Consider the following 17,047-nt stretch of genomic DNA (forward strand, 5'->3'; position numbering starts at 1 on the left):
CGTAGCTACCGCTGGAGAGCACGGGAGAGGGCGAAGGCCGGCGCCAGTGCCGTGCGCTCCAGCGCCGGAGACACGCCATGGAGCGCGCGCGACACCCCGAACAGCGCGCGGCGCGCCCCTCGGATCGGAGCCGACGCCTTTCGCAGGTCGTGCCGCCACATCAGCTCGAACACGTCCTCGATCTTCTCCTTCACCGCGGGGGTGTAGCGGAAGAAGTCCGCGTCCAGCACGGCGCCGCGACTGAACAGCTGCGATTGATAGTAGGCGTGACGCCCGTGCGTCGGGCTGTCGAAGTTCTTCTCCTCCGATAGCCACCACTCGGCGAAGCCGTACTCGTCCTTGTACTTCTCGTAGATTTCCGTGCCTGGAAACGGGATCAAGATCGAGGCGATGGCCGGGTGAAAGCGGGCCACGAAGGGCGCCAGCGCGACCATGTAGCGCGCCGTCACGTCGATGGATTCCGGCGTGTCCCAGGGGAAACCGAAGATGAAGAACACATGAGCGCGGATCCCGCTCTGGGCGGTGGCTTCCACGATGTGCTTCGCCCGGGCCACGTCGTGGGGCTTGTGGATCCGTTTCAGCGTCTCGGGATGTCCACTCTCGATGCCGTAGTCGATCTGGACGCAGCCTGCGCGGTGCAGCAACGTCAGGAGCTGCGGGTCCACTCGGTCCACGCGCGTCATCATGCTCCAGGTGAGACCCAGTCCGGTTTCGACGAGACGTTCGCAGATCTCGAGCATGCGCGGACGATTCACGGTCATGGCATCGTCCATGAAGTGGAAGTGCCGCGTGCCATGGCACTGGTGAACGTCTACCATCTCGCGCACCACGCTCTCGGCCGAGCGAAAGCGGAAGCGCCGACCGAAGAGGCCGCCCGCGCAGTACGCGCAGCGGGCAGGGCAGCCGCGGGAAGAGAACAGATTCATGTGTAGTGCGGGACTGTCCGGGCCGCCGTACTCCTCGGCATCCACCAGATGCCGCGCGGGGGCGGGCAGCGCATCGAGATCCGCGACCGGTGGCCGGGGCGGCGCGTGGACCACGTTGCCCTTGGCGTCGCGGTACACCAGGCCGAGCACGTCCTCCGGCGGGAGCTCTCCTCGAAGGACCCGGACGGCGTCGACGATGGTGGGCTCGCCCTCCCCCACCACGACGGCGTCGAAGCCGTGCATCAGCGGCTCCTCCGGCAAGAGCGTGGCGTGAGGGCCCCCGGCCAGGAGCCGCGCACCGCTCCGCCCGAGCAGACCCGCGAGGCGATACGCCTCCCGTGCGATCGGCGTCACCAACGTCATGCCGATCACGTCCGGGCGCAGCGCTTCCGCCTCTCGTGCGACGTCCTCGCTGCTCCGCTTACGTGCCGTAGCGTTGGCGTCCAGCAGCTGCACCCGGTGGCCCGCCCCCTCCAACACGGCAGCGAGCATCGTGAGCGCCGCCGGACAGCTCTCGTGCAGCTGAGTCCTCGATGGCGGGTAGACCAGAAGAACCTTGCTCGGCATGACAGCCCCTCCGCGTGGTGGTCCGCTCCTGCGGGCGCAAGGTTCGTTCCACATCGAATTCTCCCGCGCATTCTCGCTGCTCCGGCGCAAGCGGAGCGGGACGCGAGCAGCGCACGGCAAAATTCGCGGGCTCGTCAGACGGAGACGAGGGGCAGCCGCCGGCGACCGTCCGTCGCAGAGACGACCACTTCACTGCCGGTTCCGTCCGGCAACGGCAGCTTCTGGTTCTTGGCGTACACCGGGTGCTTGCCGTGTTCCTTGAACCACTCGGCGACCGTCGCCGTGCGGTGGATCTTCTCCACCACCTGTCGCCAGCCCACGCCGGTGTTGTAGGCGCAGAAGCTGATCTCACCCATCTGGGTGCCGTAGGGAATGATGCACATCTCCGTGCGACGAAAATCGTAGTTGAAGAGATCCTGGAACCACATGCCCGCCACGAACAGGAAGCGCCACTCGAACTCGTCGGCGTCTCCTTCGCTGGCACCGACGCGATCCCCCTTGGCGCCCATCTGGCTCAGCACCTGCCGCACCAGCTCCGTCAGGCCGTAACCCTCCGGGGCCTGCTCCTGGCGGAAATTCTTGAGTAGCGCCAGCGCCAGGGCCGCCATCGTCAGCGGCTTCTTCTGACCCGCGTCTGCGACCTCTTGCAGATCCCGAAGCAGCTGGTCCACGTCCACCATCTGGCTCACGGGGATCCAACGTTTGGTCTTCTTGTGGACCAAGAGCACGGTGCCGATGCCGCAGTTCGGGTGGCAGCCGCACTTCAGGGCGCCGAACTCCGCGCTCTGCCCCAACAAGTGGTCCACCACGTCGCTGAACGGGTTCATGGCGCTGAGCGGGAACCAGTCGCGGAGCGGCTCCGTGGCGCCGAGCTGGTCTTTCACGTCGTGCGCCAGGTGGCTCAGGGTGTAGCGCTGAGCCTGCCGCACGTCGTCCGCCACGTCCTCGTCCCGGCCGGTGAAGCTGACGGGCTGGAAGGACACCACGGTGATCTTGTCCGCGTTGTCGATGGCGAACTGGACGATGGGTCCCACCTGGTCGTTGTTGACGCCGTTCACGATGGTGACCACCAGCACCACGTCGATACCCGCAGCGTGCAGGTTCTCGATGGCACGCAGCTTCACGTCGAACAAGTTCCCGACCTTTCGATGACTGTTGGCCTCGTTGGTCACGCCATCGAACTGCAAGTACGCCAGCCGCAGCCCGGCACGCTTCGCTTCGTGACAGAACTCTGGCTCCTGCGCGAAGCGAATGCCGTTGGTCGCGCACTGCACGCAGAAGTAGCCCACGTCCCGGGCGTAGCTCACGGCCTTCAAGAAGTGTGGGCTGAGGGTCGGCTCACCGCCGGAGAACTGCACGCTCATTTGCCGGCGGGGCTGCACGGACAGGGAGTCGTCCAAAATCTGCTGGATGTCCTCCCATTCGAGCTCGTGCACGTAGCCCACCTGATTGGCATCCATGAAGCACGGGTCGCACATCATGTTGCAGCGGTTGGTGAGATCCACGGTGAGCACGGAGCCGCGGCCGTACTTGATGCTGGAGCTACCGTGCTCCCGGAGAGACGTCTTGGGGGCGAGGAAGTCCCGACCGGGAAACAGATTCTCGATGCGTGCGAGGAACGCGGGATCGATGCTGAGCACGTCCTCGAAGGTCCCGTGCTTGGGGCACGTCTTCCGCATCACGATGTTGCCGTCGTGCTCCAGGATGTCCGCGCGGATCTCTCCCGAATGGTCCATCAGCGCGCCGAGGTTCGCCGCGCCGGAGAGTACCGCGCTGCGCACTTCCTTCACGCACGTGGGACACAGGGAATCGGTCTTGCGCGGCCACCCCAGCGTGGGGAACGTCCGCTCCGCCTTGCGGATCAGCGGCTCCGGCGCCCAGCCGGGCCGCATCCGAGCCCCCGGGAAGCGCTCGCCGAAACCCCGGAAAACGGGCCACGCCGCCCGGGCGCCGCGAGTGAGGATCTTCTCCGCAAGGGCGGGCAGCCGAAGGCGCGAGGGCATGTGCATCACGATCCACAATAGCCGGAGGCCGCGCCGGGTAAAGAGGCCAATCGCCTCACCGCGCGCCGTGGCGGGATTCGTCGCGACGGGGCTCGCGCCGCGCCAACAAAATCAGGCTCCCCTCAAATTTCGTCCCCGTGCTCGCGGAGCAAGAGCCCGAGCATCCTCGCCATCACCACCGGTCCCACCAAGGATGCGCTGATGGCGAACATGGTGGCGAGGAACGCGATGCCGGACAGCGCGTGGTGCAGGGCCCCAATGGCGAGCTGCATGGCCACGGTGATCAGACTCGCGAGCGCGAGGAACCCGAGGGTGACGAAGTACGGCCCTGGAATGCGTGCGATGAGCTGGACGCCGACAATGGGGTTCAGGGGCGCGACGCAGCCTTCATTGTGAGCGGCCACCACGATGCCCGCGGGAAGATAGACAACGCCCAGGGCCAGCGCCGGGAGCACCACGTGAGCGCCCTCGGGGTAGCCGAGCTTCAGCGCCAGCACGGCGGCAGGGCCGAACGCCACCAGCAGCGTGAGCAGGTAGCGGATGACCGGGTGAAACCAGCCCGCCAGCGAGGTATCCACGCCCTCCAGCCCGAGGTCGTCGCGCCCCGCGGCCGTCGCGCGAATGATCGCGAAGATCAGCGACAGCACGATGGTCGCGGAGAACGCCGCACCGAAGACGGGAACGAAGCGGGCAAAGGAAATCACGACGCCCGCCACGGCGAGCGTCACCAGTAGCCAGGGCTGAAACGGAAACAGGAACGCTCGGAGCAGCACCTTGGGGTAGGGCTCGGACACCCGTTGGGCCTCGTGGTGGAGCGCGTCGCCGCACACGACGCAGCTGGGCAAGAAGCCGCGCCCGCTCTGGACCTGACGCACGCCCGGGCCATCTCGGTACAGACCGCAGCGCTCGCAATACAGTCGAGTGAGCGCATCAGGCATTGGCGAAAGGGTAGCGAAGCGGCTCCGACCGGGCCAAGGCGGGCGTCATGTGCCGCCGAGGACGACACCGGCGCGGAGCTCGGAGAGCTTGGCGAAGTCCGCGACCAGCCGCTTCATCTCCGGAGCCGTGTCCGCAACGAACACGAAGGCCTGCGGCGCGCTCGCCCGGGCCACCACGAAGGCTCCGGGCTGCTTCGCGCGCTGGCGCACCTGGCGCACGGTCTCGGCACCTACGGCCCCTTCGTAGCCCTCCAAGTGCTGGAGATCCGCGCGGCGTAGCATCAGCACGCGACTCCAGCGCGCTCGCTGTTCCAGAATGATGTTGGTCCGCCGCGGAACCACGCTCGAGTCACTCACGGTGACCGGCGCGTGCACGGCCCGCGCGAGGGCGTCGTAGGCGTCGACGAAGCTCGGATCGTACAGGCACACCCAAGGGCGGAGATACGCCCGCGGCGGAAGGCCGTGCGGAAACGCCGTGCGCACCGCGGCGAGGTACGACTCGCGCGTGGAGTCGGCGTACAGGCCCCCCGGGGTGTCGAGCAGCACCGGCATCTTCGTCAGGAGCTCGCGCGCCACGGCATCGATGAGATCGTCGGAGTAGAGGCCGTCCGGGCGCCCCAAGCGTCGCTCGAGCTCGCCAGCGTCGAGCTTCTCCAGCACCATGCCGTTGCCGAGCGCTGCCGCCAGGGATTCGTCGAGCAGACCCCACGCCGGATAGGCGAGCGGGTCGTCGTCGTTGGCGAAGACGTTGGCCAGCCGCACGGCCTGGTCGCGCTTGGCCGTCGCGAACAAGAAGTGAAACAGCTCGTGCATCACCACCGCGAGGCGCGCGTCGAGGTTCTCTTGCGGTACCAGCTCCACGAAGGAGACGCGCCCGCGGTTCTGACCGTAGGAAGCGGAGTCGTGCTCCGGCCGAAACAGGAGCTCGAACTCGAGCTCGGTGTGGGGCGGCAGCTCGCTGTCGTAGAAGCGAGCCGCGCGCTCGATGAAGGCGCCGAGCTTCGCCCGGCGGAAGCGCTCGGCCAGCGCCTGCGCGCGCTCTTCCAAGGGGGCCCGCTGCGCCGCGTAGGCTCGCGAATGACGTTCCGCGAACCGCTCGATGACCTGGGCGCTGGCCTCCACGTCCCGGGGCTCCATGAACAGCGCGGCGTAGGCGCGGTAGCGCTCGAGGCCGCCGGCGGCGCGCTGCGCCAGCCGGATGTGCGTCTCCACGCTGTTGGCGGAAAGCGGCAGAGGTAGCAGCGGATCTTCGGAATCCGTCCCTGCCTCGATGCGCCCCTGATAGCGCTGACGGATCTGCCGCCAACGCTCGAGCGCCGCGCGATCTTCGGAATCGAGGCCGCCCAGGTCCTTCTGCCACAGTGCCGCGTAGGCTTCGGTCGAGCAGGGCATCAGCCGCGCGAGACAGTCCAGTTGGTAGAGCAGGTTCGACCAGCGCGAAGCGTGAAACACGAAGCTCAGCCGAGCGCCGTCCACGCGCGCTTCGAAACCGTCGTTCCGCTGCTGGACCTTCTCGCTGGCCGGACAGCGGGGAACGACGCGCTGCGGCGCCGGTGCGCAGCCGAGCAGCATTGCAAGGAGAAGGGAGCTTCCGCGCCGGGCCAACATCCCATGGTCACTGTAGCGCGAAGAATCTTTCGAAAGGTGCAATACTCGCGGCATGCGGGTGAAGGGCACCGCGTACCACGCTCGACTCAACTTGCTTCGCAGCAAGTGGGGGGAAGAGAAGGTCGCCGCGTTTTTGAAAGGCTTTCACGAGCGTCATCCTTCGTTCCCCCGCAAGGTGCTGGCGACGACATGGATGCCCGCCGACGAGTTCTTGAAGCTGAACGATGCCATCGTGGACGAAGTGTACGACGGCGACGACGAATCACTGTGGGAGCTGGGAGAGGCCAGCGCCGCTTGGACGCTGAAGGACGGTCCTTACAAGAACCTGCTCGAGACCCGGGACACGCGCCGCTTCGCGAACCTGGCCAAGGTGATGTACGCGAACTTCTTCGACACCGGTTCGGCTCGTTCGGATTACCAGCCCGAGCGCGTGGACCTGTGGATTGAAGGCATTCCGGACGGGCTCCAGCACCTGTACTTCGAGTACTCCGTGGTGGGCTACTTTCGTCGTGGCCTGGAGCTGCTCGGCGAAACGGTGCGCTCGGAGTGCGTGGAGGGCTTCTCCAAGGGGGACCCGCGGGTGTTCTACAAGCTGCACCTCGGCAGCTGAGCGCTACTTCTTCTTGGCTTCGTTCATGCGCGCTTGGATGTCGGAAGACGCCTGGCGAAAATCCGCGGCTTCCTTGGCGCAGGCCGGCGGACACGGCGAGCGCTTCCGCTTACCGCACCCGCGCTTGGTTCCCGTAGCCACGGACAAGAGCGCGGCGATGGTGCGCGTGTCGCCCTCCTTCGCGGCTTGCTCGAGCAGCGGAACGCGTGCTTCACAGCTGGGCGCGGTGCGGATTCGATAGGTGATGGCCAGCTCGGGCGTGAAGCGCGTCTGAACGTCCGGGTCGTCGAGGCGCTCTCGGGCCGAGCGCCGGAGGGTCTGACTGGTGAGCATCAGATCGTAGAGCAGATCCGGCCCCACCTGACCCATGCGTTGGGCCATGAGATCCAACGCCTGGATGGACGACTCCGCGGGACCGAGGGCGATCTTCACCACCAGGGTGGAGAGATCGCGATCGAGCACGCGGCTCGGAGCCACCGTGAACAAGTTGCCGAGCACGTCGATGGCCTGGGAGTAGCTGGCCGGATCCCTTCCCAGCGCGCGCGCCAGGGGCTCGAGCACCGCGGGGTCCTTCGGATAGCGCTTGCGCAGCTCCAGCAAGGCTTCGGCGCCCTTCGAAATCGCGTCCGCGACCTCGTCGGTGGGCGCGCGCTGGATCATGACCAGGGCCGACGAGGGCGGCGCCGCGCTCGCCGTCACGACCGCCGCGACCGAGTCCGCGGGCAGGGCGTCCAAATTGATGGGCTCCGCGCTCGCCGTCGTGCCCGGCGGCGGCGGCAGCACCGGACGGTGCGAGCGGGCGCGGCCGAAACCGATCAGGGCGATGGTCGCGACGGCCACGGTGCCGAACACCCCGGGCCCCGCCAGCATGCGCCGCAAGAATCCCCCGCTGCTCCGCGGCAGCAAGCGGCGTCGGACCACCATGCCCACTGCAGTGATCAGCGCGACGACGAATAGGATCGGACCCCACCCCGCCCAGCCGGAAAGATTGGGCGCCAGGGGCGGCGTGTTCAACGCACGACCAAAGCCATCGAAGGCACGGCCGAGCAGCGTCACGCCACCGTACACGGCCACGGCCATGATCAGCGGTCCGCGCAGCCGAGGGATCAGCTCCACGATCCGCACGCTGTTGTTCCACAGCCGCCGGCGAATGAAGCGAATGGTGAGCACCAACGGCGTGATCAGCGTGCCGATGACCGCCGCCAGCACCAACACGAACTCCGTGGATGAGAGCTGGCGCCCGCCCCAGAACAAGTCTTGCAGGCCGACGATGGTGGTGACCAGACCCAACAGGCCCAACAAAAGGGCGAGCGTGAGCAGGAACACCAGCTCGCTGCGGGCGGTGCCCACGTCCACGTCGTCCGCGCTGGAACCGACGCGCGACATCAGCGCGCCGCGTGGCGGCCGAGCACCCGTCTCGGCCCGACTGTAGACGTCGAACAGCTCCAGCGCCGCGTCGAGCTCCGGCATCGATTGATAGCGATCCGACACCTCTCGCGCCATCGCGCGCTGCACCACCAGCTCCAGCTCCTCGGGCATGGTGGGCGCGTACTTGCGGGGCCGCTCGGGCTCCGAGCTCATCACCGCCAGCACCGTCTGCTGTGGGGACTCTTCGTTGAAGGGCGCTCGACCCGTGAGCGCGGTGTACAAGATGGCGCCCACGCCATAGATGTCCACGCGGTGATCCGCGCGATCGCCACGGGCCTGCTCCGGCGACATGTAGGCGGGCGTTCCCATCACCAGGCCGGTGCGGGTGACGGTGTTGCCGGTCATCTCCGTGAACCGAGAGAGACCGAAGTCGAGGACCTTGACCTTGGGGCGATCCAACGGGCCCGTGAGATAGATGTTCTCCGGCTTCAGGTCGCGATGAATGACGCCGGCGTCGTGGGCGGCCTCGAGGGCGTGACAGACCTGGCGGGCAATGTAGACGGCGAGCTCGGGCGACAGTTGCTTTTGCTGCTCGATGAAGTCGCCGAGCTCGAGCCCTTCCAGGTACTGATTGACGATGTAAGGCCGGCCGTCCTTCGTGTAGCCGAAATCGAAGACCCCCACGACGTTGGGGTGGTCGATGCTGGCGGCGGCGTCCGCCTCCCGCTGGAAGCGGGTGCGCACCTCCTGGCTGGAGGCCATCTCGGAGCGCAGCACCTTGATGGCGTAGCGTTTGCCGGCGATGCGGGTGTGGTGGGCCTCGAACACCAGCCCCATGCCCCCCTCCCCCACCAGCCGGTGGAGGATGTAGGTGTCCTGGAGCGTCGTCCCAAGCAGGCTCTCCGCGGCCTCGTCCCGGTCCAGCTCGACGAGCCCGGGAGTATCCAGCTTGGTAGGTCTTTCGGGAGAGGAGCTCGCCATTCCGTGCCGCGAATTGGCCCAAACGTGCCGTGCGCCGCGAGCCGCCGAGGCATCCTAGCTCCCCCGGCCGCCGGGGTCGACACGTCTCGAAGACCTACAGCGCCTCCACCCGTGTACCCGCGTGAAGCTTCGATTGAAAGCGATCCGAAATGGTCACGAAAGAGGGCGCAGTTTCGGCCAGGCCGAGCGTCCTGAGGCGCTGGGCCATGGGGTGATCGGACGCTCCAATTTCCAGCCGCAAGCTCCCGGAAGAGTGGATCCGGATGGGGCCACGCACGTCCACGGGCGTCCGGATCAGCGCGCCGTCCAGGAACGTGTAGGTGGATAGCGAGAGCGGCGGACCAACGATGCCTCGCCCCGCGTCGCCACGGAGCCGCAGGATGCGGCGCTGGCCATCGGGATCCATCACCGAGCTGTCGAAGTGCCGCCCACGGAGCTCGAAGGGGATTTCGGTGACGAACTTCGGGTAGCCCCAGAGCTCACGCCCAGCGGCGTTGGCGAGGGCCGTGGTCACGGGCAGGTCGACCACGTACATGCCGATGCGCCGCGCGCGCGGCGAGCGCATCAGATCCAGCGGGCCGAGAGCCGGCCGCGGCTCCCCCTCGCGCAGCACCAGGATCGCCGTGCCCATCTCGTTGTACACGCCCACCGACGTGTCTCGGTACTCGTAGAAGGCCAGCGCGCACGCGGCGCGGCGGCCGCGCACGACCGCCGGGACCAGATGCGTGCCCTCGAGCACTTGCTCCACGCCAGCGAGCGGCGCGTCGAAGAACGCCACCACGGTGCGCACGTCGAAGTACAGGATGGGTAGATCCACGAGTCCGGCGCTGGTGTGGTGCGTGGTGCGAGGAACTCGGAAAAATCTTCGGTTCTTCATGGTGCGAGCTCGTGTTGCAGGTCCTCGATCATGGCCAGCCGGTTGATCTCGTTGGTTCCCTCGAAGATCTGGGTCAGCCGCGCGTCACGGTACGCCTTCTCCACCCGGCCGTCGTGGCGCACGGCGTGGTTGCCGAGCAGATCCATGGCGCGGGTGCAGACCCTCCGCGCGACGTCCGTGGCAAATTGTTTCGCGGCCGCCGCTTCGTGCTGGACCGCCTGCTTCCGACGGGCCGCCGCCCACACCATGGACCGGGCCGCGGCGGTGTCGGCCACCATGCGCGCGAGCTCGAGCTGTACATGCTGGTAGTCCACCAAACGACGACGCCCCAGGCGGTAGTCGCGGGCGAAGCTCAGCGCCGTTTCCGTGGCGCCGCGGGCGAAGCCCACGCCCATCCCCGCCACGGGAATGCGGGACATGTTCAAAACGGCGCGATTGAGCGCCCAACCGCGACGCTCCCCCACGAGCACGTGGTCCCGGGGAACGAAGGCGTCCTCCAGGAGCACCTCCGCCGCTCCCGACGCGCGCATGCCCATCTTCAGCTCGGTGCGCACCACCGTGAGGCCGTCGCTCGGCTGGCGCACGACGAACGCCGTCCAGGACTCCATTCCTTCGCCTTCGAGGGCGGCGAACACGACGATGGTCTTGGCGATGTCTCCGCCGGAGATGTAGACCTTGCGCCCGCTCAAGCGATAGCCGCCGGCAGCGCGGCGTGCGACGACGCCGGGGACGTAGGACCGTGCACCGTGGCCGTCCTCCACGTCCGAGCCGCCGCCGGGCTCGGTGATGGCGTAGGCAAAGACGTGAGGCCGACCCTCGGCGCACTCGGCGAAGGCGGGCACGACGAAGCGGCGAATGGCGCGCAGCCCGGACAGCACGATGGGAGCGACCCCGAGCGCCGTCGCCGACAGCAGCAGCATCAAGCCACCGTCCACCGCCGCCAGCTCCTCGGTCTTGAGCGCCGCCGGCAGCGCGAGCGGCTGCGCCAGCAGCAACGGGTTCTGCGAGCCGAACGGCCGGGGCAGGAGGTCGCTCAAGAGCCCCGCGCGAGCTGCGACCTCCAACAGCTCCCGCGCCGGCGGCGTCAGCTCCCCCACCGGCGGGTGGGGCGCCGCGTCCGCGGCCAGCGCCCGGGGCGCGAGCTCCGCCTCGGCGAACGCGCGCATGCGCCGGCGAAACTGCGCGAGGGGTCGCGGCAAGCTCTCGGTATCCGCTTCCCAGAGCGAGCGCTCCGGATACATCACCAGCGATTGCGCCAAGCGCCCGAGGCCACCGAAGGCGAGCTGTGGGGACAGCGGGTGATCCGGGGGCAGATGACCGACGACGCGCTCAGCCATGGATCTGTTCCCAGCGGACGGCGATGGCTCCGAGCTCTCCCGGGCTGGCGAGGCGATGGCGCAAGTGGTTCACGTCCCGCACGATCTTCTCCATCCCCGTGTCGCGCATGTAGCCCAGGCCGCCGAAGACCTGAAGTGCGGCGTTGGCGGCTTCGCACAGCCGCGACAACGCGCTTCCGGCGAGGGCCAGCGCGGACACCACGGAACCCGGGCTGGTGGGGCGCGGCGCCTCCAGCGCGAGCTCCGCGCTCACGCCCGCCAGCACGGAAAGCTGAGCCAGAAGCAGCTCTCGCACCGCCGCGTGCGCTTCGATCGCACTGCCGCCCTGCTGCCGCTCGGCCGCGAACTGCCTTGCCATGCGGGCGCCACGGCCCACCGCAGCCAGAGCGAGCGCCACGGATGCGAGAGCCTCCACGCGGAGCGCGAACAGGTACTCCGCCGTCGGCGCCTCGTCTTGGGGTTCGCCCGTCAACGACAGCGCGAGGGTGACGAGCGCATCCAGCCCATGCGCATTGGGCAAGGGCGTGGACTTTGCAGCCCAACGCCCGAGCCGCAGCTGCTGTCCGTCCCACACCGGAGCCAACACCCACCGGGGCAGCGCCGCGGCAACGACCACGCGAGGGCTGGCGAGGTCGTAGACGTCGGCCAAGGGTTCTGGGGGCTCACGCTCTGCGAGCCAGTCCGCGAGCGCTTCGCGGCCGAGGCCATAGTGACCGTGCACCACGACCAGATCCGTCGCGCCGGGCATGCGTCGCGCCAGCGCGCGCTGATGCAGAGCGAGGGCGACGCTCACGTCGTGCTCGGCGATCACCGAGAGCAACGCGATACCGCGAGGGATGTCCGCCCACAGTCCACCGTCGGGCTCCGTCAGCCCGAGGTCGTCCATCTCCGTCAGCAGGGACGCGAGTCGCTCTTGCCGAACCGGGAGCTCGTGCCGCGCCACCTCGGGGTGGACACGCTCTCGCGCGAAGCGCCGAAGCTCCGCCAGCTCTGGGTCGCTGCTCTCCATCAGCCGACAGTCTGCCGCGCCCAGCGCGCTTGGGGCAGACCCGATCTACTGGGGCCGGCTGACGCCCGACAGGTGAGTACCCGCGGGCGCACCCCGCCGCCGCCGAGCTTCGCTATGATTCCGCCGAGAGCGAGGTGAGCCGATGACGGAAAGACACGTGAGGCTCGAGACGCTGCGCTGCCGGCGTACGGGGGAGATGTATTCCGTGGACGAGCATGAGCAGTGCCCGTATTGCTCCGCGGACGCAGAAGCGATCCGGAAGTCCGGGAAGCACGAAGACTTCTGTGACTTCTGCCCGGGGACGGACCCCGTCAGCTTCGGCTTTCCAAGCGACACGTCGCGCAACGTCCGGCGCTGATGACTCCATGAGATCCGTCACCAGCCACCCTCGGTGGCAGGGCGAGATCTACTTGACCGGCCACACCGTGCCGCAGCGAACCAGGGGCCCGATCATGGCCTTGAAGTACTGGTTGCTCTCGCTCTTGTGGGGCTTCATCAGCGAGTTCCGCTTGGACTTGCTGAGCGCCTGCCAGCGCGTGTTCACGTCCTTGATCTTGTCCGCGTTGGCCTTTTCCCAATCCATGATGGCGCCAGTGAGCTCCGAGCAGTTCTTGTGCTCGTCCGCCATCTTCGCCTGAGCCCCCATCAGCGCCACGCGGTCCTTGGCCAGCGCCTTCTCCTCCGGAGTCGCGCACCCCGAGATCATTCCCACACAGACGAGCGCCGCGAGAGTCCTACGAGCCGTTCGATACGTCATGTTCACTCCAACGAAGTAGAGAGGGGCGCGGCCCGCACCGCGCCCCCCTGATACGCCACTCGAGACGACGTCTTCCCGGCTCAGCCGCCGGGCTTGAACTTCACCTTCTCTTCGCGGTTCGAGAGATCCGCGCCCGACCGGTAGGGCCGGCGATTGGTGTAGGTCATCGTGACGTTCGCGTTCTCGAGGGTCTCGGGAACTTCGAACAGCACCCAGCCCTTCGACTTCTCCCCCTTCCCCAAGCTGGTGGACTTGAAGGTGGGCGAGCAGTCCGAGCCGCTGCGCGTGGTTGCTCGGTAGGTGAGCCCCTCGGGATCCGTGACCTTGAAGTACGACCAAGATGAAGAGTGGCTCTTGTCGCCGTTGCCCTCGGAGAGCACCAACACGCCGATGAGCTTTTGCTTCTTCTTGGAAAGCGCGCGCCGACTGTAGAAGTTGCTCAGACGGCAGTCCTTGAACTCCTGCAGCGTGATGCTGATGCCGTCGAGCTTGGCGACTTCGTTGAGCTTGAACGTTTGAGTGGGGGTGGGTGGATCGACGGGCTTGGGTTTCGCCGTCGCGGTGGCGGTTGCCGCGGGGCCCGTACTCGTCGTCGTGCTCTTTTTCTTACACGCCAGCAGCGCCAGGCCCACGATGGCAATCGCGGGAACGAGCGCTCTGACTCCCAACCGGAGTCCCATGCTACCTCCTGAAGTGGATCGGATTGCGATCGGCTCTGACCCTAACGGCAGATGCCGTTCGAGAAAACCCCAAGCCGCCCGTGCCCGCGCCGGACCAACCAGAAGGCCTCTGTCTAGAGATCCAGGTTGGTTTTCACGGCGCGGAACCTCGCAAGAAGGCCGCATCCCGTCCTGCCCCGTTGCCGTGCCGGGAAAGCCGTGGCATCCACGATAGTCCAATGGGGTCACTGGAAGTGGATTTGACGAGCTTCGGAGCCGACAAGCTCCGAGCCGCCGTGCTCACTGCCCTGGAGGGGGCTGGCGGCGGTGGATTGCCCTCTGCGGACCGGCTGCGAAAGGGCGCGGCGGCGACGCTCGAAAGCAGCGACGACGAAGTGAGCACCTACTTCGTATCGATGCTGGAGATCGGCTATCTGATCGCCTCCGCCGACGGCTTCGCCGAGGAGGAGCGACACGCTCTGGCCACGCTCTTGGAACAGGTCACCGGGAAGGCCGTGAGCCACGACGCTCTGGAGCTGCACTTCCATGACTTGGACGACGCCGTGGAGATGCTTGGACGCCGAGAGCGGCTCCGCCGCGCTGCGGAAGACTTCACGGGCGGGATGGGCGAAAAAGAAGCCCTGGGCTTCGCTGCGGTGGTCGCCCTCGCGGACGGCAAGCTGGCAGCGCCCGAAAGCGACGCGTTGCTCGAGCTGGGCGGCCACTTCGGTCTCTCGCCGGAGGACGTTTCGCAGGTGATCGCGGGGGTCGTCACGCGCATCAAGGCAGAGCTCGAGAACTGAGGCGGCAGGATGAGCTTCATCAACCACATGACCAAAGAGATCAACTGCAAGGTCGTGTATTACGGCCCCGGTCTCTGCGGTAAGACGACGAACCTCCAGTACCTGTTCGAGAAGACGAGCCCCAACGCCAAGGGCAAGATGATCTCGCTCGCCACCGAGACCGAGCGCACGCTCTTCTTCGACTTCATGCCCATCGATCTCGGCACCGTGAAGGGCTTCAAGATCCGGCTGCACCTGTACACCGTCCCCGGCCAGGTGTTCTACGACGCCAGCCGCAAGCTGATCTTGAAGGGCGCGGACGGCGTGGTGTTCGTCGCGGATTCCCAGCTCGAGCGCATGGAAGCCAACCAGGAGAGCGTGGAGAACCTGCGCGCCAACTTGATCGAGCACGGCATGAACTTGAGCGCGATTCCCTACGTCGTTCAGTACAACAAGCGGGACCTGCCCAACGCCGTGGACGTGGCGGAGCTCCGCACGGCGGTGAACCCGACGAACGTGCCGGACTTCGAGGCCAGCGCACGCACCGGCCAGGGAGTGTTCGAGACGCTGAAGGGCGTGTCCCGGGGCGTGCTCCAGAAGCTCACCCGCTAACTCGATGAATCCCGCGCGCGCCGTCACCCAGGACATGAGCGGGAAGGTGTGCCTGGTGACGGGCGCCAACACCGGTATCGGTGCCGTCACGGCTCGGGAGCTGGCGCACGCCGGGGCGCACGTCGTCTTGGCGTGTCGCAAGAAGGAACGCGCCGAGCCGGTGCTCGCGGAAATCGCAGCGGACGGCGGCAAGGCAGACTTCCTGCAACTGGACCTCGCGGATCTAGCGAGCGTGCGGAGCGCCGCGGAGGGGTTCCTGGCGCGGGACCTGCCGCTGCACGTGCTGGTGAACAACGCCGGGCTCGCCGGTCAGCGCGGCATCACCAAGGACGGCTTCGAGCTGGCCTTCGGCGTGAACCACTTGGGCCACTTCCTGTTCACGCTGCTGCTCTTGGACAAGCTGAAGGAGTCCGCGCCGGCGCGCATCGTGATCGTCTCGAGCGGCAACCACTACAAGGCCGCTGGCTTCGATTGGGAGGCCGTGCGGAAGTCCACCGCGAGCGTGACCGGGTTGCCGGAATACAGCGCCAGCAAGCTCGCCAACGTGCTCTTCGCGAAGGAGCTCACGCGGCGGCTGCCGGCCGACGTCACGACCTACTCGCTGCATCCGGGGGTGGTAGCCTCGGACGTGTGGCGCGGCGTGCCGTGGCCTTTTCGCTCCATCATGAAGCTGTTCATGGTCAGCAACGAAGAAGGCGCCCAGACCTCGCTGTACTGCGCCACGTCCCCCGAGCTGGCGGGCGAGAGCGGCAAGTACTACGACCGCTGCCGCGAGAAGCGCCCGAACCGCGTGGCGGGGGACGAAGCCCTGGCACGCGAGCTGTGGGACAAGAGCGTGGCGTGGACGAGCGCCCCATGAGCACCCTGGTTCTGGCGGATCTGCACCTCGCGCCGGAAGGTACACGCGGCGCGAGCACGGATCTCGCGCGCCTGGTCCAGCGCCACGCCGGAGACGAGATCTTGCTCGCAGGGGACAGCTTCGATCTGTCGGTGGACCCGGCGGGCAGCGATCCGGCGCGGTCCCTTGCGGCGTTGCTCGCTCCCCACACGGAGCTAGCGGCGGCGCTTCGCGCCCATCTCCAGGCAGGCCACCCGCTGACACTGCTCGGCGGCAATCACGACGCTGGCGTGGCCACCACGCGCGCGGCGCTGCTCGCGTGGCTGGAGCTCACGGACGCCGCACCGCTCACGCTACCGGTGTGGTTCGTGCGACGAAGCGGCGTGCACATCGAGCACGGCCACGTCTTCGATCCGGACAACGCCCCGACCCATCCGCTCGCCGGCTGGAGCGCCCACACGGAGCCCCTCGGCATTGCCCTCACGCGCCGCTTCCTGGCACCGAGCGGAGCCATGGCCTTTGCTCACGCACACGAAACCACGCCGCTGGCCGGGTTCTTGCGCACGTTTCGTCTGTATGGGCTGCGCGCGCCGGTGGTGGTCGCGCGCTATTTCGCGACGGCCATCGCCCTGTGCCTGGAGGCCGGCAAACAGCCTGGGCTCGACGCGGAGCGGACCCTGGGCGCAGCGCGCCTCGAAAGCTTCGCGCGGGAGCACGCGCTGTGTCCGGAGAGCCTCGCGCGCCTCGCCGAAGCCGTTCCCGCGCCGCGGCATCACGACGCCCGGGAGACCTTCGAGCGGCTGTACTTCGATCGCATCGGCGCCTTCGTGCTGATGACCGGCGCGGGTCTCGCGGCGCTCGGGGGCAGCACCCCGGCGGCGTTGATGGCCGTCGCCTCGGCCGCCTTCCTCGGCTACAGCGTGAGTCAGGGCGTGAGCCGCTACAACGGAGAGCCGGAGCGTCGCCTGCGCGACGGCGCCGCATTGGTGCGTCAGCTCACCGGGGCGGAGAGCGTGATCCTCGGACACACCCACCGGGAGGACGAAGCTCCGGGCTACGTGAACACGGGCTCCTTTGCGTTCTCGCGGCCCATGGGCCGGCCGTATTTGCTGCTCGGCGTGGACGGACGCATCGAGCGCCGCGTGCTTTCGCGAACGGTGTGATGGGGTACATTC

At 67.6% G+C, this 17,047-nt stretch carries 16 protein-coding genes; 6 read left to right on the top strand and 10 right to left on the bottom strand.

The window, feature by feature from the left end; translation table 11 throughout:
* Nucleotides 1-5: 5 nt before the first annotated feature.
* The 4 genes from H6717_20865 to H6717_20880 form a co-directional block, all read right to left on the bottom strand.
* A complete protein-coding gene (locus H6717_20865; GenBank protein ID MCB9579496.1) occupies nt 6-1,493 on the bottom strand; it encodes a cobalamin B12-binding domain-containing protein in 1,488 nt (495 codons plus the stop codon).
* A 134-nt stretch (nt 1,494-1,627) separates the two neighbouring features.
* Complete coding sequence (locus tag H6717_20870) at nt 1,628-3,496, bottom strand: radical SAM protein (GenBank protein ID MCB9579497.1); 1,869 nt, start codon at nt 3,494-3,496, stop codon at nt 1,628-1,630.
* 122 nt (nt 3,497-3,618) lie between these two features.
* Nucleotides 3,619-4,434: a hypothetical protein gene (locus tag H6717_20875; protein MCB9579498.1), complete on the bottom strand. Its 816-nt coding sequence runs from the start codon at nt 4,432-4,434 to the stop codon at nt 3,619-3,621.
* 45 nt (nt 4,435-4,479) lie between these two features.
* Nucleotides 4,480-6,006 (bottom strand): hypothetical protein, encoded by a 1,527-nt coding sequence (locus tag H6717_20880; GenBank protein ID MCB9579499.1) that lies wholly within the window; start codon nt 6,004-6,006, stop codon nt 4,480-4,482.
* 88 nt (nt 6,007-6,094) lie between these two features.
* Between H6717_20880 and H6717_20885 the strand changes: the two genes are divergently transcribed.
* On the top strand, nt 6,095-6,652 hold the full coding sequence (locus H6717_20885) for a hypothetical protein (protein MCB9579500.1): 558 nt from the start codon (nt 6,095-6,097) through the stop codon (nt 6,650-6,652).
* Nucleotides 6,653-6,655: 3 nt separating this feature from the next.
* Here the strand turns inward: H6717_20885 and H6717_20890 are convergent, their stop codons facing one another.
* The 4 genes from H6717_20890 to H6717_20905 all read right to left on the bottom strand — a co-directional run bounded on the left by H6717_20890 (nt 6,656) and on the right by H6717_20905 (nt 12,224).
* The gene (locus tag H6717_20890) at nt 6,656-9,001 is read right to left on the bottom strand and encodes a protein kinase (GenBank protein MCB9579501.1); all 2,346 of its coding nucleotides are present in this window, start codon (nt 8,999-9,001) and stop codon (nt 6,656-6,658) included.
* 94 nt (nt 9,002-9,095) lie between these two features.
* Nucleotides 9,096-9,878: an acetoacetate decarboxylase family protein gene (locus H6717_20895; protein MCB9579502.1), complete on the bottom strand. Its 783-nt coding sequence runs from the start codon at nt 9,876-9,878 to the stop codon at nt 9,096-9,098.
* Nucleotides 9,875-11,215: an acyl-CoA dehydrogenase gene (locus H6717_20900; GenBank protein ID MCB9579503.1), complete on the bottom strand. Its 1,341-nt coding sequence runs from the start codon at nt 11,213-11,215 to the stop codon at nt 9,875-9,877. Before H6717_20900 ends, H6717_20895 begins: the two co-directional genes overlap by 4 nt.
* On the bottom strand, nt 11,208-12,224 hold the full coding sequence (locus H6717_20905) for a hypothetical protein (GenBank protein MCB9579504.1): 1,017 nt from the start codon (nt 12,222-12,224) through the stop codon (nt 11,208-11,210). The genes H6717_20900 and H6717_20905 overlap by 8 nt, the downstream gene beginning before the upstream one ends.
* A gap of 142 nt (nt 12,225-12,366) precedes the next feature.
* Between H6717_20905 and H6717_20910 the strand changes: the two genes are divergently transcribed.
* The gene (locus H6717_20910) at nt 12,367-12,582 is read left to right on the top strand and encodes a hypothetical protein (protein ID MCB9579505.1); all 216 of its coding nucleotides are present in this window, start codon (nt 12,367-12,369) and stop codon (nt 12,580-12,582) included.
* A 48-nt stretch (nt 12,583-12,630) separates the two neighbouring features.
* Here H6717_20910 and H6717_20915 read toward each other — a convergent pair whose 3' ends face one another.
* Both H6717_20915 and H6717_20920 read right to left on the bottom strand, forming a co-directional pair.
* Nucleotides 12,631-12,930 carry a hypothetical protein gene (locus H6717_20915; protein MCB9579506.1) on the bottom strand — a complete coding sequence of 100 codons (300 nt, stop codon included), beginning with the start codon at nt 12,928-12,930 and terminating at the stop codon, nt 12,631-12,633.
* A 131-nt stretch (nt 12,931-13,061) separates the two neighbouring features.
* A complete protein-coding gene (locus H6717_20920; GenBank protein ID MCB9579507.1) occupies nt 13,062-13,661 on the bottom strand; it encodes a DUF4352 domain-containing protein in 600 nt (199 codons plus the stop codon).
* Between the two features lie 218 nt (nt 13,662-13,879).
* On the opposite strand from H6717_20920, the gene H6717_20925 reads away from it, so the two are divergent.
* Genes H6717_20925 through H6717_20940 form a run of 4 tightly spaced genes read left to right on the top strand, consistent with a single transcriptional unit; the run spans nt 13,880 to nt 17,035 of the window.
* Nucleotides 13,880-14,443 (top strand): TerB family tellurite resistance protein, encoded by a 564-nt coding sequence (locus H6717_20925; GenBank protein ID MCB9579508.1) that lies wholly within the window; start codon nt 13,880-13,882, stop codon nt 14,441-14,443.
* 9 nt (nt 14,444-14,452) lie between these two features.
* On the top strand, nt 14,453-15,034 hold the full coding sequence (locus tag H6717_20930; protein MCB9579509.1) for a GTPase domain-containing protein: 582 nt from the start codon (nt 14,453-14,455) through the stop codon (nt 15,032-15,034).
* 34 nt (nt 15,035-15,068) lie between these two features.
* Entirely contained in the window at nt 15,069-15,893 is an 825-nt protein-coding gene (locus H6717_20935) for an SDR family oxidoreductase (GenBank protein MCB9579510.1), read from the top strand.
* Entirely contained in the window at nt 15,890-17,035 is a 1,146-nt protein-coding gene (locus tag H6717_20940; protein MCB9579511.1) for a metallophosphoesterase, read from the top strand. Before H6717_20935 ends, H6717_20940 begins: the two co-directional genes overlap by 4 nt.
* Nucleotides 17,036-17,047: the final 12 nt, after the last annotated feature.

The organism is Polyangiaceae bacterium, from assembly GCA_020633235.1.
GTDB lineage: Bacteria > Myxococcota_A > Polyangia > Polyangiales > Polyangiaceae > JACKEA01.